The sequence below is a fragment of the Rufibacter sp. JT3400010 genome (assembly GCF_054956755.1).
This window is the reverse complement of record NZ_JBUDXA010000013.1, coordinates 42,068-65,203: the sequence shown is the minus strand read 5'-3', so window position 1 is coordinate 65,203 and position 23,136 is coordinate 42,068. Positions and strand designations below refer to the sequence as shown.

The following is a 23,136-nucleotide window of genomic DNA, read 5'->3' as shown; positions in this document are numbered from 1 at the left end:
CCCTTGTAATCCATGGAGCTTTTCATCAATGATAATCAGCTTGTATTTGAACATTCCCCAACAGACAAGTGGGGGATTGAGATAGATAAGATTAAAGTCATTGGTGAATACACCACGGTAGATGGACCTTGGTTAGATGATTACTTTTTTGTCTTCGCAGAGAAAGAAGATGAATGGTATGAAGCTCCAAATGAAGCTGTGAAGGACACCGGATTTTGGCAACAGTTAAGTAAAAAGCTAAGCTGTGAACTTTGTACAAGCTTGGCTAACTCAACGCAATGGGATTCAAGAGTGTTATTTCCGAAGGAGTTGAAGGGGCAGCAGCTGTTTCAAATCATTAGGGAAGAGCAGCCACCAAGTACCTTTTGGCAAATGCTGATTGGAAGAAGTAATACAACAGAAGAGCTTGTTTTGACTGAAAATGTTAAGAAGCTTTTTGAATAGAAGAAGAGAATAAGAGTGTCGTTTAGAAACTGTTTTCCAGAAAAGAGGCTCTAAACATTAATCAAATTAATAGTCCATTGTGGATGGTGAAAACAATCAACCATCAGCAATCAACGATAAATTTAACATGGTAAAAATAACGTTTGATGGCATAGAGGTGGAGGTAGAAGAAGGAACTACCATCCTCAACGCAGCCCGTAAAATCGGCGGCGAGGTGGTGCCCCCAGCCATGTGCTACTATACCCCTTTAAAAGGAACCGGCGGAAAATGCCGCGCCTGTATGGTTCGGGTAGCAGCTGGTTCCGCGAAAGACCCGCGCCCAATGCCTAAATTGGTAGCGAGCTGCATTACCCCTGTACAAGACGGTATGGTGGTGGAAAACACGACCAACCCAGATGTATTAGCCGCTCGCAAAGGCGTAGTGGAAATGCTGTTAATCAACCACCCGCTGGATTGCCCTATCTGTGACCAGGCAGGGGAGTGTGATTTGCAGAACTTCGCCTACGAGCACGGCACGTCCGGCACCCGTTACGAAGAAGAGCGCCGCACTTTTGATAAAATTGACATCGGGCCGTTGGTGCAGTTGCACATGACGCGTTGCATCCTGTGTTACCGCTGCGTGTACACTGCCGACCAGTTGACTGAGAAGCGTGTGCATGGCGTTTTGGGTCGTGGCGATGCCGCTGAGATTGGAACCTACGTGGAGAAAGTAATCGACAACGAATTCTCTGGTAACATCATTGATGTGTGCCCGGTAGGAGCCTTAACCGACAAGACCTTCCGCTTCAAAAACCGTGTTTGGTTCACCAAACCAGTTGATGCGCACCGTGATTGCCCTACTTGCTCTGGTAAAGTGGTGCTATGGATGCGCGGAAACGATGTGTTACGTGTAACAGCCCGCAAAGACGAGTACAACGAGGTGCAGGAGTTCATCTGTAACACGTGCCGTTTCGACAAGAAAGACCCGAACGACTGGACCATTGAAGGCCCACGCAAGATTTCCCGTACGTCGGTGATTTCAACCAACCACTACGAGTTACCGGTATTGAACGTGAACGTGATTCCGAACTTGCCAGGCTCAACCGAAGAAGACTTAGAATCCACTCCTTTTAACCTAGGAAGACACGTATAATGGAGTTAGACATCTTATTAATCAAAGGGCTCATCATCTTTGCCGTATTCGGTATTACGTTGCTGATTGCCACTTACTCCACCTACGCTGAGCGGAAAGTGGCTGCTTTCATCCAGGACCGCGTAGGCCCTAACCGTGCGGGTCCGTTTGGTCTGGCGCAGCCTTTGGCAGATGCGGTGAAACTGTTCTTCAAAGAAGAGTTCGTTCCGGCCAATGCAAACAAGTTCCTGTTCATTGCGGGTCCTTCGCTGGCGATGTTAACGGCTTGTATGTCCAGTGCGGTCATTCCGTTTGGTGGTACCTTAATCATTGGTGGTGAAGCCATTCACTTACAAGCTATTGAGGTGAACATCGGGATTCTGTACGTATTTGGCATTGTAGCTTTGGGCGTTTACGGCATCATGATTGGAGGCTGGGCTTCTAACAACAAGTTTTCCCTGTTAGGCGCTATACGGGCGGCTTCCCAGAACATCAGCTACGAGCTGGCGATGGGGATGTCCATCATTGCCTTATTACTGGTAACGGGTACGCTTTCTATGCGTGACATTGCCGCCCAGCAAGGCCAGGAGCTGTTTGGCGTATCTGGTTTGAACTGGAACATCTTCTATCAGCCGGTAGGCTTCTTGATTTTTATCATCTGTGCCTTCGCTGAGACCAACCGGGTTCCTTTTGACTTACCTGAGTGCGAAACCGAATTGGTTGGTGGATACCACACCGAGTATAGCTCTATGGGCATGGGCTTGTACCTGTTCGCAGAGTACGTGAACATCTTCGTGGCCTCGGCGGTAATGGCGACCCTTTACTTTGGCGGTTACAACTTTCCGTTCATGAACCAGCTAGGCTTGCCGCACAACGTGGTGACCATCCTGGGAACGGTGGTATTGTTCGCTAAAATTTTCTTCTTCATCTTCTTCTTCATGTGGGTACGCTGGACTTTGCCGCGTTTCCGCTATGACCAGTTGATGAACCTAGGCTGGAAAATCTTGATTCCGTTGTCTATCCTGAACGTAATCGTGACCGGCGGAGCCATTCTGTTAAAGGCAGAGTTGTTCTAAAGACAGTATGAGTAGAAGAGGAGTTTAAGCTCTTCTTCCAATCATTTAAAGTTTATAAGAGACATGCAATCACTTAGTAATAGAGCGAAAAAGCTGGAGAAGAAACCCATGAATTTTTCCGAGAGAATGTATCTCCCGGCAATTTTCCAGGGCTTGTCTATCACCATGCGTCACTTCTTCAAGAAGAAAGCTACCATTAAATACCCCGAGGAAACCCGCCCGATGAGTGCGGTGTGGCGTGGTTTGCACGTGTTAAAGCGTGACGAGAAAGGCAGAGAGCGTTGCACGGCCTGTGGTCTGTGCGCAGTGGCTTGTCCGGCCGAGGCCATTACCATGGTTTCTGGTGAGCGCAAGCGGGGGGAGGAGCATCTGTACCGCGAAGAGAAATATGCCATCAGCTACGAGATTAACATGTTGCGTTGCATTTTCTGCGGTCTGTGTGAAGAAGCCTGCCCTAAAGCGGCCATCTTCCTGCAGAACGACAAAGTGGCTCCGGCCCGCTACGAGCGCGATGAGTTCATCTACGGCAAAGACCGTCTGGTAGAGCCCATGCCTATTCAAAACCAATAATCCGCCGATAACAAGCGCATATCATCCAAAACTATGACGGGTAATTTCTTTTACTTTCTCACTTTCTTAACGCTGTTCGCGGCCATTGGGGTAGTTGCTTCCAAAAACCCGGTGTACAGCGTTCTGTTCATGATTTTGACATTCTTTGCCTTAACCGGACACTACATTCTGTTGAATGCCCAGTTTCTGGCGGCGGTAAACTTCATTGTGTACATGGGCGCCATCATGGTGTTGTTCCTCTTCGTGATCATGTTCCTGAATATGCGCGAAGACACCGAACAACACAAGCCTTTGCTGAGCAAGATTGCCGCGGCCATTGCCGGTGGTATCTTGTTTGTGGTAATGATTGCTGCGTTGAAGGACGTGAACACCCAAATGACTACTACCGCTGTGTTTGACTCGCAGATTGGGATGGTGGAGAACCTGGGGAAAGTGCTTTTCAGAGATTACCTGTTGCCGTTTGAGTTAGCATCGGTTCTGTTCCTGGCGGCTATGGCTGGTGCCGTGATGCTAGGCAAGCGCGAGCCGGGCGAGCAAAATAGATTCTAAGTCTCTTTCAAGAGGCTGAAAAAGGACAGCTATCCACGTTGTCCTTTTTTATTGCCGCTGCCGCAAGTCGTTTTAAGGCCGATTTCTTGAAAACCGGCCGAAATTAAAATTGCAGCTTTGGCAAGAAGTTAATCGTTTCAGAGGCTTTTTCTCTAAAATAGCCCTGAAACGCCACAAGAAGAATACAGGCTGCCTGGTTGAGGGTGGCTTTTCATATGGTTTTACCAAAAAATGGGAATAACTTTGGGCACTGTTGTCAAGCGCGTCCAACGCTTATTTCACCAACGTATTTATCATGAATGATATTCCTGAGGTCATAAGGACCATCCCGCTGAACTATTACCTGTATTTCAGCACCGCTCTTTTCTGTATCGGGATTATTGGGGTTCTCACCCGCCGCAACGCCATTATTATTTTCATGTGCATAGAGTTAATGCTGAACTCTGTGAACCTGTTGCTGACGGCTTTCTCGTCTTATCGCTCAGACCCCAACGGGCAGATTTTCGTGTTTTTCATCATGGCGGTGGCTGCCGCTGAGGTGGCCGTGGGCTTGGCCATTATCGTGATGATTTACCGGAACGTACGCTCCACAGACATCAACATCCTGAACAAATTGAAATGGTAAAGCGGGTTTCCTGCTCTACTGAATCTCTAAAGAATACCGTTCCATTTACGTTTTAACAAATGCAAGAATTTATTTTGCCGGCAAACAACGCTGAGATGACCTGGGTGTGTTTGCTGATTCCGCTCCTGCCGCTAATCGGGTTTCTGATTAACGGTTTGGGTAACCGGAAATTGCCGAAAGGGCTGGCGGGACTGGTGGGTTGTGCCACCGTGATAGGTTCATTCCTGCTGTCACTGTACCTGTTCTTCGGGTTTGAAGGCTACGGAAACCGTCCGTACACCACAGATATCTTCAACTGGATTCACGTAGGTGCCCTGCGCATTCCGTTCTCGTTTCAGATTGACCAATTGTCGCTGATTATGCTGCTGTTGGTTACGGGTGTGGGGTCGGTGATTCACATTTACTCGGCGGGCTACATGAGCCATGACGAGAACTTCGGTAAATTCTTCTCTTTCCTGAACTTGTTCGTGTTCTCCATGCTCCTGTTGGTGATGGGGTCTAACTACGTGATGATGTTCGTGGGTTGGGAAGGCGTAGGGCTTTGCTCGTACCTGCTCATCGGGTTCTGGAACAAAGTCACTCCGTACAACAACGCTGCTAAAAAAGCCTTTATCATCAACCGCATCGGGGACTTAGGCTTCTTATTAGGCATCTTTCTTATTTTCCAAACCTACGGCAGCGTGGTGTACGGCGAGGTGTTCAACCAAGCTTCCCAACTGAGCGAAGTGAACGACGGTGTAGTAATTGCCATTACCTTGTTGCTGTTTGTAGGAGCCATGGGTAAATCGGCACAGTTGCCGCTCTACACCTGGTTACCAGACGCGATGGCCGGTCCAACCCCGGTTTCTGCTTTGATTCACGCGGCTACCATGGTGACCGCCGGTATTTACATGGTCATCCGTTCCAACGTGCTCTACACGCTGGCACCAGATACCCTGGAGATTGTGGCTATTGTTGGTCTAGCTACGGCTTTGTTCGCCGCTACCATCGGTCTTTTCCAAAACGACATCAAAAAAGTATTGGCGTACTCAACCGTGAGCCAGTTAGGTTATATGTTCCTGGCGTTGGGCGTAATGGCGTATTCTTCTTCGTTGTTCCATGTGTTAACGCACGCCTTCTTCAAAGCCCTTCTCTTCTTGGGTGCGGGTAGCGTGATTCACGCCATGAGCGGTGAACAGGATTTGCGCAAAATGGGTGGTTTGAAGAAAGCTTTGCCGATTACGTTTATCACCTTCTTAATCGGAACGCTGGCGATCTCTGGTATTCCGCCGTTTGCCGGTTTCTTCTCTAAAGACGAGTTGCTAGCCCACGTGTTTGTGCATAGCAAAGTAATGTGGGGCTTCGGGGTGTTGACGTCGTTCATGACCGCGTTCTACATGTTCCGGCTGTTGTACCTGGCATTCTACGGAAACTTCCGGGGAACTGAGGAGCAGCGCCATCACCTACATGAGTCTCCGGCCGTGATGACCATTCCATTGATTATCCTGGCCATCCTTTCCACTATTGGTGGGTTCATGGGCTTGCCAGCGGTATTTAGCGAAAACCACATGTTGGGCAACTTCTTGTCGCCGGTGTATGAACTGGCCAGAAGAGCTGTGCCAAGTGCTTTTGCTGAGAATCACCTGTCGCACGAAATGGAGTACATCTTAATGGCGGTATCTGTGTTGGTGGCTGTAGTAGCTATTATTATGGCCTACTTCATCTACGGCAAGAAAAGAACGGTTCCCGCCGAGGAAGGCGCTGCTTTGTCGCCGCTGCACAAACTGGTGTATAACAAATACTACGTGGATGAACTCTACAACTGGCTGTTTGTGAAACCAGTGATGGGCTTGTCTACCGGGCTGTACCGCTTCGTGGAGAAAGGCATCATTGACCCCATTGTGAACGGGTTCGGGAAAGCCACGTTAGGCGGAGGTCGCTCGATGCGCTTTGTGCAGAGCGGTGCTACCGGTTCTTACCTGCTCCTGATGGTGCTGGGCATCACGTTAATCTTATTGCTGAACTTTATTTTCTGATTCTGCCAAACATGTTAACCGCTTTAATAATCTTATGGCCCGCGTTGGCCGCACTGCTGGTACTGTTGGTAAAAGGGGACAGCGCTCGGAAAGTCGCTTTTGGGGCTGCCTTGGTGGAACTGGTCCTGGGCGTATGGGCCTGGATTAACTTCGTCCCGAACGGAAGTACCCAATTCCTGCTCAATGAACCCTGGATTGCCAATGCTGGCATCATGTTCAAGGTAGGCATTGACGGCATCAGCTTACTCATGGTATTGTTGACCGTGTTCCTGGTTCCGTTAATTATCTTATCTACGGCCAAGCACACTTACGAGAAGCCTTCTTCTTTCTACGCGCTCATCCTGTTCATGCAAACGGGTTTGCTGGGGGTATTCACCGCGTTGGATGCGTTTGTGTTCTACTTCTTCTGGGAAGTAGCGCTTATTCCTATCTATTTCATTGCCGGAATTTGGGGTGGTGAGAACCGGGTGCGTGTTACGTTCAAGTTCTTTATTTACACCGTTTTCGGGTCTTTGTTCATGCTGGCCGCGTTTGTGTACCTGTATTTCCAGACCCCGGGCACACACAGTTCTGAAGAGGTTGCTTTCTACCAATTGGTACTGGATGCCGGTACCCAAAGCTGGTTGTTCTGGTTCCTGTTCATTGCTTTTGCCATTAAAATGCCAGTGTTCCCGTTCCATACGTGGCAACCTGATACCTACACCACGGCTCCGGCTGCCGGTACCATGCTTTTATCTGGTATTATGCTGAAAATGGGTATTTACGGCGCATTACGTTGGTTATTGCCGGTGGTTCCGTTAGGTGTAAGCCTGTGGGCAAATGTGGCGTTGGTATTAGCCATCATCGGGATTATCTACGGTGCTGTCATTGCCATTCGTCAGCAGGACATGAAGCGTCTGGTGGCGTTTTCTTCCATCTCGCACGTGGGCCTGATTGCCGCTGGTTTGTTCACTCTGAACCATCACGGATTACAGGGAGCCATGATTCAGATGCTGAGCCACGGGGTGAACGTAGTGGGTATGTTCTTTATCATTGACATCATCCAGAGCCGTACCGGTACCCGCGAGATTGCAGCCTTGGGCGGCATCACGCAAAACACGCCTTTCTTATCGGTTACTTTCCTGGTATTGTTGCTAGGTATGGTGGCCTTACCATTGACCAATGGGTTCGTGGGCGAATTCCTGTTGTTGATGGGTGTGTACCAATACAACAGTTGGATGGGCGCCGTTGCCGGTCTGACCATTATTCTGGGAGCCGTGTACATGTTACGCATGTTCCAGCGCGTGATGTTTGGCGAAAAGAACGAAATCACCCAAGGCTTCACGGATTTGACCTTCAACGAGAAAGCCGTATTGGTGCCGTTGGTAGTGATGGTGTTCTGGATTGGCTTGCACCCAAATACGTTCCTGATGATTTCTGAGCCTGCCGTTCTGAAACTACTGGACGTGATCAAACGCTAACCCTGACGCTATTTTAACCCAGGAAATTACCTGCTCATGACCTCAATTATTCTACTCTCCATATTCGGTATTCTGAACCTCTTTGTAGGTTTCATGAAATCCAAAAAGGTGCTCATGCCCGTGGTGATGCTGTTTTTGGCAGTGTCTCTGGGCGCGACCATGTTTGACTGGAACCAGCCGCAAAGCTATTTCAGCAACATGCTCTCCACCGACAACTTCTCCGTAGGCTTTACCGCGGTAATGGTGGTATCCACCTTATTCATTCTACCGTTCTCCCGCAGCTACGTGGTTGCTGAAGATTCCAACCTGGCAGAATACTACTCGCTGTTGCTGTTCTCTTTAGTGGGCGGTATCATGATGGTGTCGTATGAAAACCTGCTGATATTGTTTGTGGGCATCGAGATTATGTCTATCAGTATGTACATCATTGCCGGTTCTGACAAGCGCAACATCCTGTCTAACGAGGCCTCCATGAAGTACTTCCTGATGGGGTCGTTCTTCACTGGCATCATCTTATTCGGAATTGCTTTACTATACGGAGCTACCGGCGCCTTCTACTTGACTGACATTGCCGCTGCTGCTACCAACATGGACCCTGCCACCGCACCGTTGCTGTTGATGGGCTTATTGCTGGTACTAATTGGCGTAACCTTTAAGATTGGCGCCGCGCCTTTCCACTTCTGGACCCCAGACGTGTACGAAGGAACGCCCACCGTTTTCACCAGCTACATGTCTACCGTAGTGAAGACTGCGGGTATTGCAGCTTTCTACAAATTGATGTCTGCCGCCTTTGGAGGCGTGTATGACCAGTGGTTCCCAACCGTAGTAGCCATCACCGTTCTGACTTTGTTGATTGGTAACATTGGAGCGGTAGCACAAAACAGCATGAAACGGATGCTGGCCTACTCCAGTATCTCGCACGCCGGTTACCTGATGATTGCCTTGACTTCCTTCAACGACCGCTCTGAGAACGCCATTTTGTTCTACTCTCTTGCGTATGCCGTAGCTACCATTGCTGCCTTTGGCGTGTTGAAGTACGTAGCTGATGAGCGTGGCTCAGATGAGTATTCTGCCTTCAATGGCTTAGGCAAAACCAATCCGCTGCTGGCGTTTGTAATGACCGTTGCCATGCTGTCTTTGGCCGGTATTCCGTTAACCGGAGGTTTCTTCGGGAAGGTGTTCCTGTTCTCGGCTGCCTTGGAGCAAGACATGGTCTGGCTGATTATCGTAGCCGTGCTGATGTCTGCCGTGGGTATCTACTACTACTTCAGAGTCATCATCGCCATGTACATGAGAGACGCAGAAGGAACGCGCATCGCCGTAGACCCTTTGGCTACTTTCACCTTGATTTCCCTAGTGGTGTTAACTGTGCTGATGGGCGTTGTACCTAGCTTGTTCAACGACTTGCTTTAAGCTTTAAGTTATCTATTTTTAAAGCAGAAGAGGCACTCCATGGAGTGCCTCTTCTGCTTTATGGGTCTTTTAGGTTGTTTTTAGAAAACAAGTCCGAAACACATAGAAGTTACAAACTCATCAATTCTTTAAACACCTGCGTCTGCCGGCGCGAAACTTCCACTTCCTCGCCGCCCTTCAACTGGATCTTGATGCTGCCGCTGAACCACGGGTTTATCTGCTCAATGAAATTGAGGTTGATGATCTGCTGGCGGTTGGCTCTAAAAAACACCTTCGGGTCTAAGCGGCTTTCCAGGTAGTTCAGGGTTTTGAGAATGCAGGGGCGCTCGTTATCAAAGTACAGAAAGGCGTAATTGCCGTTAGACTCCATCATGCGTACCTGCTTCAAGGCCACAAACCAGCAGCGCTCTCCGTCCTTGACAAACACCCGGTCTTCTTCCTTCAGCAGGGAAGTAGGAGCGGCGGGTTTAGTTGACTCGTGCTTTACTATCGCTTTCTCCACGGCTTGGCGTAGGCGACTTTCCTCAATGGGTTTCATGAGGTAATCCAGCGCATTGCGTTCGAAGGCTTTGAGGGCGTATTGGTCGTAAGCGGTGGTGAAGATGACTTGCGGCGTGTACTCCAGCGCTGCCAGCAGTTCAAAGCCGTTTTTCTGGGGCAAATGGATGTCTAGGAACAGTAAATCGGGCCGAAGGGACTCAATCAATTCAATGCCTTCTTCGGCGTTTTCGGCTTCACCCACTAACTCCAGGGCAGGGAATTTGGCTAGGAGGTGCTTCAGTTCCAGGCGGGCCAGCCGAGAGTCTTCAACGATGCAGATTTTCATAGTCTTTCCAAGGAAGGGTGAGCGTGGCGGTCACGCTGTTGTCGCTTGTTTGAGTGAGGGCAAAGGTGCCGGGTTGGTCCAAGGAATGCGCCACGCGTTCTAACAGCCGTTGCAGGCCAATGCCTTTGGAAGCAGAGGACGCGTCCAGGATGCCGGTATTCTCTACCTGTACCCGTAAGTGGCCATTCTGCCGATGGAGGGAAAGCTGAATCTTTCCGCCTTTGGCTTGATTCCCGATGCCGTGTTTGATGGCGTTCTCCACCAGCAACTGGATGCCCAGTGGCGGAATGGCTGCATTTCTAACTGATGCCTCCACTTGCGAGGAAAAATCGAGCTTGTCCTCAAAGTGAATCTTCTCCAGCGCCACGTAATTATCCAGGAAATCCAACTCCTCCGCCACGCTCACCAGATTATTGCGGTTGTAGCCAATCACATAACGCATCATGGCCGAAAGCCGGGTAATCATCTCGCGCGCCTTGTTCTGGTCTACCAGCACCAGAGACCGGATGTTGTTGAGGCTGTTAAAGAGGAAGTGCGGGTTCAGCTGCGACCGGATAGCCTGCAATTCGGCCTCTTTCAAGGACAGTTGCAGTTTCCAAGCTTCTACTTCCTTCTCCCTCCAGCGCTGAATGGCCTGGAACGCAAAGTAAATGGTAGACCAGAAACTAAGAATCACCAGACCGTTCGCCGAGTACATGACCAGATACCCGAAGCTGAATTCCTTTAGCGTGAACATGCCAATGCTCAGCATGAAGAGGCACACCAGCAACTGACACGTAATAGACGCCACCGCATTGTAGGCCAGTACCAGCAAGGCCAATTTACCTACGGGCAGGTTTATCCAGCGATATCTGTGGCTTAGGTGGCGTTGCAGGTGCGTGAGGGCAAAGAAAATGCCCGTGCCCACAAACTGCACCGCATACATGCCCTGCTGCTTCTTGAAGAACAGGAAGCTCATCAGGAGCCCTATACAAAGGTAAAAGGTCCAACCAATTGCTTGGCAGACCCAATACCATTTTTGCTGACGGGAAGTGGTCATGCGTGGCGTGTTCAATTAGTTCTTCAGGAAAGCGTCCATCTGCGCGAACATCCAGGTGGGCTCGTCATACATGATGAAATGCTTGGCCGTGTCTGCTACTTTTATTTCAGCCGTAGGCAAGTTAGCGAATTGTGCTTTATACATGTTGGTGGTGATGTCTTTGGTGACGCCGTAATTTTTGTATCCAGACCATGCCCCAAGCACCAGCACCGGCGCTTTGATAGCCACGATGTCTGCGCGAAGATCAGAAAGGTACATCTCGTACATGGCTTGGCTGGTGGTGTGGTAATCTGACTTTCTGCCCCATTCAATAATCTTCCTGATGTGCGCGGAGTCAGTGGCCATAGAGACGCCGTAGCTGGCTTCCATCAGTTGCTGCAACTCTGGGCTAAGCTTGCCCATGGATTTCTTCATCTGCTCGGCCATCGGTTTGATGGTTTCTACCGTGGCGGTAGGATTCTGAACGGCCCCAATGAAAGGCAAGCCATCTACCACCACCGTCTTCCCAAATAATTCAGGCGCTTTCACGTTCAACGCCAACGCCATGTAGCCGCCCAGGCTATGCCCCACCAGTACCGGTTTTTTCAGTTTGTTTTCCTGTACATAGGCGATAATCTCGTCTCGCACGCTGTTCAGGAAGTGGTCTGTTTTCACCGCTGGCTGCTCCGCGAAGCCTGGCAAGGTCAAGACATAGCAGGTGTAGTTCTTCTGATAATGCGCCACCGTCTCGTCCCACACTTCCCCCGCCGAATTCAGACCCGGAATCAAAATCATTGCGGGCCCTTTCCCCGCTTTCACAACTTTGAATGATGGCGTTTTAGCCTGCACTTGAATGGCGAGGAATAAGAATAGAACAAGGATAGAAGTAATTCTTGCTTTCATGGCTTTATGAGGTTTAGCTGTTTCTGTGATTGATTGAAACAAAGGTGCAGTATGAAGGCCGGTGTGCGAAGTGAAATATGATGAGCGGTAAAAGGCCGGTGTGAACGGCAGAAAAGATTAGGAAAGCGCTTTAAGGCTGTTTTAACGAAAAAAGCCGAAAACAGGAATGTAGCGTCGTTACCCTGTAACGACGTGTTTCCATGGAACAATAACCCATGATTCGCCTCTGACCTATACTTAAAACAACATTGCTGAAGAAGGTTCTTAACGGGTTGGAATGGTATTGCTGCGTAGAGCCACGTCGTTACAGGGTAACGACGCTACGTTTCTGGCCTACTCTCCACAAAACAGCTTAAAAACGAAAAAGCCGGTGAAGTCTCTAGGACCTCACCGGCTTTCTATAGCCATCAGCAATAAACTATCAGCAATTATCCTTTCAACCGAGTGTCAATCTGCAACTCATCCAACTGCGTTTGAGCAATAGGAGAAGGAGCATCAATCATGACGTCACGGCCGGAGTTGTTTTTAGGGAAGGCGATGAAGTCCCGGATGGAATCAGCGCCGCCAAACAACGAGCACAGACGGTCAAACCCGAAGGCGATACCGCCGTGTGGAGGGGCACCGTATTCAAAAGCATCCAACAGGAAGCCGAACTGCGCTTGTGCTTCTTCAGGCGTAAAGCCTAGCAAATCAAACATGCGGGACTGCACAGCACGGTCATGAATACGGATAGAACCGCCACCTACTTCCACGCCGTTAATGACCATGTCATAGGCGTTGGCGCGTACGGCACCCGGATTGGTATCAATCAGGTCCATGTCCTCAGGTTTGGGCGAGGTGAACGGGTGGTGCATGGCGTGGTAGCGGCCGCTTTCCTCATCCCACTCCAGGAGCGGGAAGTCCAGCACCCACAGGGTGGAGAACGTGTCTTTGTCGCGCATGCCTAAACGGGTTCCCATTTCCAGACGAAGCTCATTCAAAGCTTTTCTTGTTTTATCGGCTCCGCCAGCTAATACCAACAGCAAGTCGCCGGGTTGGGCGTTGAAGGCCTGGGCCCATTGCTGCAGATCTTCCGGCGAGTAAAACTTGTCTACACTTGACTTCACGCTGCCGTCTTCCTGCACGCGGGCGTACACCAAACCGGTAGCACCTACCTGCGGACGCTTCACGAAATCAGTTAACTCATCTATCTGCTTACGGGTGTAGAAAGCGCTGCCGCTGGCGTTGATGCCCACCACCAACTCGGCATCATCAAATACTTTGAAGCCTTTGTTTTTCACCACGTCGTTCAGTTCCACAAACTGCATTCCGAAACGGGTGTCTGGTTTGTCTGAGCCGTAGAGACGCATGGCTTCGGCGTAGGTCATGCGAGGGAAATCTGCTAGCTCAATACCTTTTACGGTACGGAACAGGTGCTTCACCAAGCCTTCAAACGTGTTCAGGATGTCTTCCTGGGTCACGAAGGAAAGCTCGCAGTCAATCTGGGTAAACTCCGGTTGGCGGTCGGCGCGCAGGTCCTCGTCTCTAAAGCATTTCACAATCTGGAAATACTTGTCAAAGCCCGATACCATCAACAACTGCTTGAACGTCTGTGGCGATTGTGGTAAGGCGTAGAATTCACCAGGGTTCATGCGGCTAGGTACCACAAAGTCACGGGCACCTTCGGGGGTAGATTTAATCAACACTGGGGTTTCTACCTCAATAAAGCCTTGCCCGTCCAGGTACGAGCGGGTTTGCTGGGCCATGCGGTGACGCAACTCTAAGCTCTTGCGTACCGGCGAGCGGCGCAAATCCAGGTAACGGTACTTCATGCGCAGGTCGTCGCCGCCGTCAGTCTCGTCCTCAATCAGGAACGGAGGCAGTTTGGCAGGGTTCAGGACTTCCAGCGCGGTTACTTTTATCTCAATGTCGCCGGTGGCGATTTTGTCGTTTTTAGACACGCGCTCAATCACGGTGCCGATGGCCTTGATCACGAACTCGCGGCCCAGACTGCGGGCCAGCGTCAAAGCCTGCGGATCAGAAACACCTTCCTCCAGGCTCAACTGCGTGATGCCGTAACGGTCGCGCAAGTCAACCCAAAGCATACCGCCTTTGTCGCGTGATTTCTGTACCCAACCGGTCAGGGTCACTTCCTGACCAACATTTTCGAGGCGCAATTCGCCGCAGGTGTGTGAACGAAGCATTGTATTTGTTCTTTAGAAACGAAGCCGTAAAGGTAACGATTGTTTCGCTAGTTGCCGAAAGACGTTTTAGGCCAGTTTCGGCAAAAGCGGCTCTTAAATAGCAAGTATGGATAACAACGAGGAACACTGTTCGGAATTGGAAATTTTCTGTCCACTTCTGAACAGTAGTTTATGCTGGAATTATGGTAAATGGCTGATAAACAGGTGTAATAGTGAGTGGCACGAGAGTTGGAAGGTATTTTCTAACGAGTACGTGCAGCCAGTCAGGAGTTTGTTTGTCTTTTAGGAACTGCTGCGCTCGAAACCCGATATTTCCTCATCTTCCATATACCTTGCCATGTCTATGAAAAAGAAATTCGCTCTGTTTACGCTTCTCCTGATGTGTTGCGCTTTCCTGAGCCAGGCGCAGAACAAGTTTGACCTCAAGGGAACGGTCAAAAGCCCGAAAGGAGAGGCTTTGGTGGCCGCCAACCTTCAATTGGTGAAGGACTCCAGCCAAGTGTTGGTGAAGGTGGAAGTGTCTGATGCCAACGGCGCTTTCCTGTTCAGCAACATCCCTGCCGGGAATTACAAACTCATGGTGCTGCACTATGACTACGCGCTGTATACCTCAGGGCCCATTCACCTGCAGAAGAATACAGACCTGGGGGTGGTGTCCTTGGCAGAGCGGGCAGTGGCCTTGAAAGAGGTGAAGATAGAGGCGCAGAAGCCGTTTGTGGAGCAGCATTTTGACAAAACGGTGCTCAACGTGGAGAACAGCATCTCGGCGGCGGGCAGTAACGTGCTGGAGGTGCTGGAGAAAGCGCCCGGCGTGCGGATAGACCAGAACGATAACCTGAGCATGCGCGGCAAGACAGGCGTGATGGTGATGATCAACGGCAAACGGGTGCCCATGTCCGGCACCGAACTGGCAACCATGCTGCGGGGCCTCAACGCCAACGAGGTGTCCAAGATTGACCTGATCACCAACCCATCGGCGAAATACGACGCGGCCGGAAATGCCGGCATCATTGACATTAAACTGAAGAAAGATGACCGGGTGGGCACCAACGGCAGCATTACCTCGTCCTTTGGGCAGGGGAAACGCTTCAAGTCTAACCAGGGCCTGCAACTAAACCACCGAAACGGAAAAATCAACGTGTTTGGCTCTTACAACTACGTGCACCGCAAAGACTTCAGCAAGCTGGATATGTACCGCGAGTTCTTCAACCGGAACGAATCCCGTAGCCTGCAGGGTATCAACGAGCAAAACAACAATTTCTCCCACCAGATCAACACCCACAACGGGCGTTTCGGGTTTGACTGGAATTTGTCGCCCAAAACCATAGTGGGGTTGGTAGCCAACGGCGTTTTCGCCGATGTGAACCGGGCAACAGCCAACCAATCCTTTTTCTACGACAGCCAACGCCAGTACGACAAATACACCACCACCGATGCCATCAGCGGAACCAACCGGAATTCCCAGGCTTTGAACCTCAACCTGAAGCACAGCATAGACAGCACGGGTCGGGAAATCTCCGCCGATGTGGACTACGCCGCGTTCCAGTCCGGGGATGTGCAGAACTTCATTACCCGGTACTTTGACACCGAGAAGCCCATGCCAGACTCTCTCCTGTACGGCGACCTTGACGGAAAGCTGACCATTAAATCTGTAAAGGTAGATTATTCCCAGCCCTTAAAAGCCATATCCGCCAAACTGGAGGCCGGTCTCAAAAGCAGCCTGGTGGACGCAGACAATGACCTCAGGTTCTATGACCGCACCAGTAGCCGCAATACCCTGGACACGAACCGCAGCAACCACTTCATCTACCGCGAGAACATCAATGCGGCTTACCTCAACGTGAACAAGAAATGGGCGAAGACAAGCCTGCAGTTGGGCCTGAGGTTAGAAAACACCATTGCCAAAGGCGAGCAGGTGGCTGAGTATGCGCAGGTAGAAGGAGAGCGGTCCTTTGACCGTAACTACACGCAGCTTTTCCCTAGTGCCTTCTTTGGGTACACGGTGAGTAAAACACATGACCTTGGCCTCTCGGTGAGCCGTCGCATTGACCGACCTACTTATAATCAGTTGAACCCGTTTGTGTACTTCATAGACCCCAGCACCAAGTCGGCGGGTAACCCGTTCCTGTTGCCGCAAACCACCTATGCGTTTGAGTTCACCCATACCTTCAAAGATAAGTATGTGACCAAACTCAGCTACAGCCATACCTCAGACGTCATCATCTCGGTGCTGTCCCCCGAGCCCCAGACCGATCTGGAACAGATTCCGGTGGTGATCCAGCAAGACAGAAACCTGGCCAGGTTCCATTACTATGGCGCCAGCTTCTCCGTGCCGGTTTCAGTGGCCCGATGGTTTACCAGTACCAATAACATTGAATTCTATTACGGGTTGTATCAGGGTAATCTGGTGGGCACCAACTTGCGCAACGGAAGGCCTACAGTCAACCTCAACTCAAATAACGTATTCACCTTACCACGGAACTGGTCTGCCGAGGTAATTGGCGTGTATCAATCCCGGGAGATTTATGCGTTCCTGGATATCCGGCCCATCAAACACCTTTCTGTGGGGGTGCAAAAACAACTCTGGGACAAAAAAGCCGACATAAAACTGAACGTAACCGATGTGTTCTACTCCAACAAAGTAAGGGCCACCACAGAGCTATCCTCGTACTTTGAGCGGTTCTACCAGCGCCGAGATACCAGAGTGGCTACTATCAGCTTTACTTACCGGTTCGGGAAAAACCAAGTGGCTCCAGCCCGCCGCCGCACCGGCGGGGCCGAGGATGAAAAACGCCGCGCCGGATAATCGGTTTAACCAAAAGATAATAGCAGTAGCAGCCCTGAGACGTCTCCGTTTCAGGGCTGCTTTTTTGTTAAGAGTTGATTTTCTGCCTCTATTATTCTGATGTTAACTTAGAGAATGGGGAGTTCTGAAAATAGCTACTCTTAGCTAAATAGTATCTAAATGGGAATGGGATTGAACGCTACTCTGTTGGTGAAATTAAGTTTTAGCTAGAATAAGGAAGTTGTTATATTCTTCTAAGAAGTGCTTTGAGTAGCTGTAGATAGTCTGTAAATAGCGTAAGTAAAATCTAAGTTGATAAGGGAAGCGGGAGTGAAACAAGAACTTGTCTTATCAAAAAAAATGGCTAAATCAGGAAATTAAAGCTATATTATTAAATCTTGTTGATGATGTTTACTTCTGTTTGGAAAACGTTGGTATTAAGAAAGTCTAAAAACAGGCTGGATGTGGGAGGTCAAACGAAAGAGGACTATTTTGATAGAGTGAATTATGTGCGTACCGTGGCCAGCATGCGCAACGTGTTATCTGCGCCTAAGAATCTTCAAACCAATACGCAGCAGGAAGTTACCTTTAGAGGCTTGGCTTTTGGGGCGACTATCCGCCAGGCGAAGCAGCTGTTAGGAAAGCCCGAATTCCACGTAAACCAGGACTTGGATGTGGTGGGCCATGAGGTGCTCTTCTACTTTTCTTACGTAGGGTCTGCTAAAATAACGCAGTGCCTACACTTTCTACACGGTAAATTCATTATGGGGCAGAGCATTGTGAAAACGCCAAAGCCCGCCAGAGGCCAGTCTATCGTGAAATCCGTGCTTTCCAAATACAACCTTTTGCCTGAGACCGGCGAAGTCTCTTTCGAGAATTTCTTCCCTATCTGCGACGGCGCTAACAACCGCATTGAAATGCACCATGTTTTCGACCTGGTGCTTACCTATATCACCGGCGACCCAGCCGTGCTGCCGGCCATAGCCAAAGTACAGCCGGTTGAGAATTTCAAAGGCTCCTACCTGAAACGTGCCTTCCAGGAGCAAGTGCTCCGTTACGTGTAGGTAGAGTTATCATAGTTTTTCTAAAGCCGATGCCCTGTTTCTTTTAGAGACAGGGCATCGGCTTTTTAGTGCCATTGGGAAGGCGTGGAGTAGGCTTGTGGTTTAGGTGCTGTTTTCAGAAAAGCAGGTTTAGAACTGTCCTGAAAAGAAATAGGCTTTTCTGCGGTGTTTCTGTAATTTATGGTCTGTTGTTTCTACTAATCTTCTAGAAATCAATCACTCTGTCTACAAACTAAACCCAAACTCTTCATGGAACTCATCATTCAGAACCTTTCCAAAACGTACCCCAATGGCGTGCAGGCGCTCAAGAATGTAAACCTGACCATCCCGACGGGCATGTTCGGGCTGTTAGGGCCAAACGGGGCCGGAAAATCATCGCTCATGCGCACCATTGCCACCTTGCAGGAGGCCGACAGCGGCAACATCAGGTTAGGGAACTTGGACGTGTTCCGGGAGAAAGACGAAATGCGGAAGTCCTTGGGTTACCTGCCGCAGGAATTCGGGGTTTACCCCAAGGTGAGTGCCGAGGAATTGCTGGACCATTTTGCGGTGCTCAAAGGCATCCATAACAGCAAAGAGCGGAAAGAAACGGTGGCTTCGCTGCTGCAACAGACCAACCTCTATGAAGTGCGCAAGAAGAACCTGGGCGGCTACTCCGGCGGCATGAAACAACGCTTCGGGATTGCACAGGCCTTACTAGGAAACCCGAAAATCATTATCGTGGATGAGCCCACCGCTGGCCTGGACCCCGCAGAGCGGAACCGGTTCCATAACCTGCTGAGCGAGATTGGCGAGAATATCATTGTGATTCTGTCTACCCACATAGTAGATGACGTGAGTGACTTGTGCCGGAACATGGCCATCATCAACAAAGGCGAAGTCTTGGCCACCGGCGAGCCGCTGCAGGCCATTGACCAGATGAACGGCCTGATCTGGCGGAAATTCATCAAAAAAGAAGAATTGGCGCAGCACCAAGCTGAACACGCGGTGATTTCCTCCCGTCTGTTCGCTGGTAAAACCATCATTCACGTGTACGCCAACGCCCGTCCGGGGTTGGAGTTTGAGCCAGTGCAGCCAGATTTGGAAGACGTGTACTTCGCTACCATTAGTGGGGTTGCCAGACAGCCGCAGCCCGAAGAAGTCATTGCATAGTTTGTTTTACTCCTATTTCTCTAAAATCAGACCTAAAACGACTTTGCTATGTTCCTGAATATTTTTCTGTTTGAGCTGAAATACCGCCTGAAGCGGCCGGCTACCTATATCTACTTTTTCATTTTCTTTTTCATGGCGCTGCTGTGCGTGTTTGGCGTGAGCGGCGTGTTTGGCGGAACGGTCATTATTGGCGGCGGTAGCGGCGCTTCGCTCAAAGCCAATGCACCGTACCAGATTAACTTTGTGATTACCATCCTGAGTTGGTTTGGCGTGCTGGTGACCTCGGCCATGATGGGCAACCCCGTGTACCGTGATTTTGAGCACAAAACCCATTCCCTGTTCTTTACCACGCCTATCTCTAAGTGGAGTTATCTGGGCGGGCGTTTCTGGGGTTCGTTTGTAGTGACCTTGTTGGTGTTTTCGGGTATCGCATTTGGGTACCTCTTTGCCTCGGCCATCGCGCCGCTGTTCCCAGGAGTGGAAGCGTCTAAGTTTGGACCTTTCAACCTGATGCATTACGTGCAGCCGTACCTGGTCATCGTTATCCCGAACCTGTTGTTTACCGGGGCTATCTTCTTCGCGTTGGGGACGCTTACCCGCAACATGCTGGCCGTATACATTGGCAGTGTGCTGGTGTTAGTGCTCTACGGAGTGGCAAGTTCCCTTACCGCCGATTTGGACAATGAAACTATCTCTAATCTGGTAGACCCGTTTGGAGCCACGGCCGTGCACCTGACTACCCGCTACTGGACAGCCGCCGAGCAGAACACGTTGCTGTTGCCATTCAGTCAGCACCTGCTGTGGAACCGCTTGCTGTGGGGAAGCATTGGGGTGCTCTTGCTGGTTTTCTGTTTCTGGCGGTTCAGCTTCTCTTTCTTCGCCTCAGACGGAAAAGCCCGCAAATTACGTAGGGAAGAAACGCCGGGTATTGCGGCTACTTCCACCAGAATAACGCTTTCCAAAGTAAGCCAGGAGTTCTCCTTCGCCCGCAGCTTTGCCCAGTTCTGGAAACTGACCAAACTGGAGTTTAAAGGCATTGTGCGCAGTGTGTACTTCATCGCCATTGTGGTGTCGGGCTTGGTTTTTCTGTTGTCCACCGGTTCGCAGATTGGAAAGTTATATGGCACCAACACGTTTCCGGTTACCTCAGAAGTAGTTTCTATGCTGGGCGGCACGTTCGCGCTGTTTATGCTCATCATCATCACGTTTTACTCCGGGGAATTGGTGTGGCGCGAGCGCGATGCCCGCATGAATCAGTTGTATGATGCTTTGCCTATTCCCAACTGGGTGCCGTTCACGTCTAAGTTGATTGCCCTCATGGGGGTTCAGGTGATTTTGATGGCGGTGGTCATGCTCTGCGGAATTGTGATTCAGGCGGCCAAAGGGTACTTCAACTTTGAGCTGGGGCTGTATGTGAAAAGCTTGTTCGGGCTGCAGTTGATTGATTTTCTGCTGATGAGTGTGCTGGCCATGCTGGTGCAGGTGCTGGTGAACAACAAGTACCTGGGGCACTTTATCATGGTGGTGTATTACCTGGCTAATATTTTCAAAGGGCAGTTAGGTTTTGAGCACTTGCTGTATTCCTTCAACTCAGACCCCGGCACGCCGTACTCGGCCATGAACGGGTACGGGCACTTTGTGCAGCCGTTCCTGTTGTTCAAAGTGTACTGGGGTGCCTTTGCCATCATGCTGGCCTTGGTGTCTAACCTGTTGTGGGTGCGCGGCACCGCAGCCAGCATTAAAGGTCGTTTCAAACTGGCTGCGCTGCAGCTACACAAATCTACCATGCTGGTGCTGGCCTCGGCGGCCACGGTGTTCATCATCTGCGGCGGGTTCATCTTCTACAACACCAACATCCTGCACGAGTACCGCGATTCTGACGACAATGAGCGTTTGCAGGCCGCTTTTGAGAAAACGTACAAGAAATACCAGAATCTGCCTCAGCCGAGGCTGGTAGATGTGTACCTGGAGACCGACTTGTACCCCAAAGAGCGCGAATTCCGCTTCAAAGGATATTACTGGCTTAAAAACAAAACCAACGTCGCCATTGACTCGGTGCATCTCATGCTGGATGAAAATGCCGTGATTAAGCAACTGGCCTTTGCGCGTCCGGCCAAAACGGTACTGTTTGACAAAACCATGGGCTATCATATCTTCCGGTTGGCGCAACCGCTTCTGCCCGGTGATTCCATCAAGCTGAACCTGGATTTGCTGTACCAGACCAAAGGATTCAAGCAGCGCAGCTACAACACGGGTATCGTGTACAACGGCACGTTCATTAACAGTCAGTTGCTGCCACACATTGGCTACCAGGAAGGGTTTGAGTTGGGCGAGGACGATACCCGCAAAGAACACGGCCTGAAGCCGAAGGAACGCATGGCCAAAGTCAATGACCTGAAAGCCCGTCAGAACACCTACCTGGGCAATGACGCCGACTGGATTTCCTTTGAAACAGTGGTGAGTACGGTACCAGACCAGATTGCCCTGGCGCCGGGTTATCTGCAAAAAGAGTGGATCAAAGACGGTCGCCGTTACTTCCATTATAAGATGGATTCCAAAATCCTGAACTTCTATTCCTTCCTGTCCGCGGATTATGAGGTGAAAAAGGACAGGTGGAACGATGTCGCCATTGAGGTGTACTACCAGAAAGGCCATGAGTACAACCTGGACCGCATGATTAAGGGCGTGAAAAAATCATTGGATTACTACACCGCCAATTTCAGCCCGTACCAGCACCGGCAGGTGCGTATTCTGGAGTTCCCGGGGTACAGTTCGTTTGCGCAGGCGTTTCCCAATACCATCCCGTTCTCAGAGTCCATCGGGTTCATTGCCGATGTGGACGACAAAGACCCCGAAGACATTGACTATCCGTTCTACGTGACGGCCCACGAGGTGGCGCACCAATGGTGGGCGCACCAAGTCATCGGCGGAGACGTGCAGGGCTCCACGCTTATGTCAGAAACCATGAGTCAGTACGCGGCCCTCATGGTGATGAAAAAGGAATATGGCCCCGAGCGTATGAAGAAGTTCCTGCAATATGAGATGAACAATTACCTGACCGGCCGGGCCGGAGAGCGCAAGAAAGAGCTGCCGTTGTATCTGGTAGAAAACCAACAGTACATCCATTACCGCAAAGGCTCTGTGGTCATGTACGCCCTGGCGGATTACATTGGCGAAGACAAACTGAACGCCGCCCTGAAAGAATACGTGCAGCAAGTGGCGTTTCAAGAAGCGCCATACACTAACTCCGTAGAGTTTCTGAGCTACATCAAGAAAGCCACGCCAGATTCATTGCAGTATCTGGTAGAGGACATGTTTGAGAACATCACGCTGTACGAGAACAAAGCCACCGAGGCCTCAGCGGTGAAGCAGAAGGACGGCTCTTACAAAGTTACCTTCACCGTAGACGCCAAGAAATTCCGCGCCGATAGCCTGGGTAATGAGACAGTGGCTAATCTGAATGACTTTGTAGACGTGGCAGTAACCACCCGTAAAAAGATTGACGGCAACTGGCAAGACGTACCATTATACTTGCAGAAACAACGCATCAAGGCTGGTCAGAACAAGCTGGAAGTGACGGTGAAGGAAAAGCCCCAGAAAGCGGGAGTAGACCCTTACATCAAACTTATTGACCGAAATCCAGCCGACAACATGAAAGAAGTGACGGTGAAATCATAGTCTTGCAAATTTCTTTATTTGACAGAGGCCCGGCTACAATAGCCGGGCCTTTTTGCGTTTGGGGTATTCTGCTAGTGAAGTTCCCAAAGCTTTAAGGGTGCGCGAAAGGGAAGGTGGATGACCATCAGGCTAAGGAGGCAGGGCTTGTTTCCTCTGCACACGTACCTCGTTACGGTGAAACGAGTGCGCCAAACCTGATCAAGTGCGTTTTAAGACTGCTTTCAAAATTCTATTCTCAAAATGCCGGTAACGCAGTCCTATCTT

The 23,136-nt window shown here is 50.3% G+C and carries 17 protein-coding genes; 13 read left to right on the top strand and 4 right to left on the bottom strand.

The features are described 5' to 3' along the window. Positions 1 to 12 precede the first annotated feature (12 nt). From ACY0JR_RS13275 to ACY0JR_RS13235, 9 genes are all read left to right on the top strand, one after another. Complete coding sequence (locus ACY0JR_RS13275; protein ID WP_462634579.1) at positions 13 to 444, top strand: hypothetical protein; 432 nt, start codon at positions 13 to 15, stop codon at positions 442 to 444. A gap of 127 nt (positions 445 to 571) precedes the next feature. Further along, the gene (locus ACY0JR_RS13270) at positions 572 to 1,576 is read left to right on the top strand and encodes an NADH-quinone oxidoreductase subunit G (RefSeq protein WP_462634578.1); all 1,005 of its coding nucleotides are present in this window, start codon (positions 572 to 574) and stop codon (positions 1,574 to 1,576) included. After that, complete coding sequence (nuoH, locus tag ACY0JR_RS13265; RefSeq protein WP_462634577.1) at positions 1,576 to 2,631, top strand: NADH-quinone oxidoreductase subunit NuoH; 1,056 nt, start codon at positions 1,576 to 1,578, stop codon at positions 2,629 to 2,631. The genes ACY0JR_RS13270 and nuoH overlap by 1 nt, the downstream gene beginning before the upstream one ends. Positions 2,632 to 2,739: 108 nt before the next feature. Then, positions 2,740 to 3,201, top strand: coding sequence for a NuoI/complex I 23 kDa subunit family protein (locus ACY0JR_RS13260; protein ID WP_218918701.1), 462 nt, complete (start codon positions 2,740 to 2,742; stop codon positions 3,199 to 3,201). A 33-nt stretch (positions 3,202 to 3,234) separates the two neighbouring features. Next, the gene (locus tag ACY0JR_RS13255; RefSeq protein ID WP_462634576.1) at positions 3,235 to 3,750 is read left to right on the top strand and encodes an NADH-quinone oxidoreductase subunit J family protein; all 516 of its coding nucleotides are present in this window, start codon (positions 3,235 to 3,237) and stop codon (positions 3,748 to 3,750) included. Between the two features lie 295 nt (positions 3,751 to 4,045). Continuing rightward, entirely contained in the window at positions 4,046 to 4,375 is a 330-nt protein-coding gene (gene nuoK, locus ACY0JR_RS13250; RefSeq protein ID WP_062543829.1) for an NADH-quinone oxidoreductase subunit NuoK, read from the top strand. Between the two features lie 59 nt (positions 4,376 to 4,434). Further along, positions 4,435 to 6,390 carry an NADH-quinone oxidoreductase subunit L gene (gene nuoL / locus ACY0JR_RS13245; protein ID WP_462634575.1) on the top strand — a complete coding sequence of 652 codons (1,956 nt, stop codon included), beginning with the start codon at positions 4,435 to 4,437 and terminating at the stop codon, positions 6,388 to 6,390. Positions 6,391 to 6,401: 11 nt separating this feature from the next. Continuing rightward, on the top strand, positions 6,402 to 7,850 hold the full coding sequence (locus ACY0JR_RS13240) for a complex I subunit 4 family protein (RefSeq protein WP_462634574.1): 1,449 nt from the start codon (positions 6,402 to 6,404) through the stop codon (positions 7,848 to 7,850). 36 nt (positions 7,851 to 7,886) lie between these two features. Further along, positions 7,887 to 9,263, top strand: coding sequence for an NADH-quinone oxidoreductase subunit N (locus ACY0JR_RS13235; RefSeq protein ID WP_462634573.1), 1,377 nt, complete (start codon positions 7,887 to 7,889; stop codon positions 9,261 to 9,263). A gap of 109 nt (positions 9,264 to 9,372) precedes the next feature. On the opposite strand, the gene ACY0JR_RS13230 is transcribed toward ACY0JR_RS13235, so the two are convergent. The 4 genes from ACY0JR_RS13230 to aspS all read right to left on the bottom strand — a co-directional run bounded on the left by ACY0JR_RS13230 (position 9,373) and on the right by aspS (position 14,193). After that, complete coding sequence (locus tag ACY0JR_RS13230) at positions 9,373 to 10,089, bottom strand: LytR/AlgR family response regulator transcription factor (protein ID WP_462634572.1); 717 nt, start codon at positions 10,087 to 10,089, stop codon at positions 9,373 to 9,375. Continuing rightward, positions 10,070 to 11,128, bottom strand: coding sequence for a sensor histidine kinase (locus ACY0JR_RS13225; RefSeq protein ID WP_462634571.1), 1,059 nt, complete (start codon positions 11,126 to 11,128; stop codon positions 10,070 to 10,072). The genes ACY0JR_RS13230 and ACY0JR_RS13225 overlap by 20 nt, the downstream gene beginning before the upstream one ends. A 15-nt stretch (positions 11,129 to 11,143) precedes the next feature. Then, entirely contained in the window at positions 11,144 to 12,010 is an 867-nt protein-coding gene (locus ACY0JR_RS13220; RefSeq protein WP_462634570.1) for an alpha/beta fold hydrolase, read from the bottom strand. A 428-nt stretch (positions 12,011 to 12,438) separates the two neighbouring features. Continuing rightward, positions 12,439 to 14,193 (bottom strand): aspartate--tRNA ligase, encoded by a 1,755-nt coding sequence (aspS, locus tag ACY0JR_RS13215; protein ID WP_462634569.1) that lies wholly within the window; start codon positions 14,191 to 14,193, stop codon positions 12,439 to 12,441. Between the two features lie 343 nt (positions 14,194 to 14,536). Between aspS and ACY0JR_RS13210 the strand changes: the two genes are divergently transcribed. The 4 genes from ACY0JR_RS13210 (at position 14,537) to ACY0JR_RS13195 (ending at position 22,872) form a co-directional block, all read left to right on the top strand. Then, complete coding sequence (locus ACY0JR_RS13210) at positions 14,537 to 16,999, top strand: outer membrane beta-barrel protein (RefSeq protein ID WP_462634568.1); 2,463 nt, start codon at positions 14,537 to 14,539, stop codon at positions 16,997 to 16,999. Between the two features lie 443 nt (positions 17,000 to 17,442). Beyond that, entirely contained in the window at positions 17,443 to 18,042 is a 600-nt protein-coding gene (locus ACY0JR_RS13205; protein ID WP_462634567.1) for a hypothetical protein, read from the top strand. A gap of 249 nt (positions 18,043 to 18,291) precedes the next feature. Beyond that, on the top strand, positions 18,292 to 19,194 hold the full coding sequence (locus ACY0JR_RS13200) for an ABC transporter ATP-binding protein (protein ID WP_462634566.1): 903 nt from the start codon (positions 18,292 to 18,294) through the stop codon (positions 19,192 to 19,194). Between the two features lie 48 nt (positions 19,195 to 19,242). Further along, positions 19,243 to 22,872 (top strand): ABC transporter permease/M1 family aminopeptidase, encoded by a 3,630-nt coding sequence (locus ACY0JR_RS13195; protein ID WP_462634565.1) that lies wholly within the window; start codon positions 19,243 to 19,245, stop codon positions 22,870 to 22,872. Positions 22,873 to 23,136: the final 264 nt, after the last annotated feature.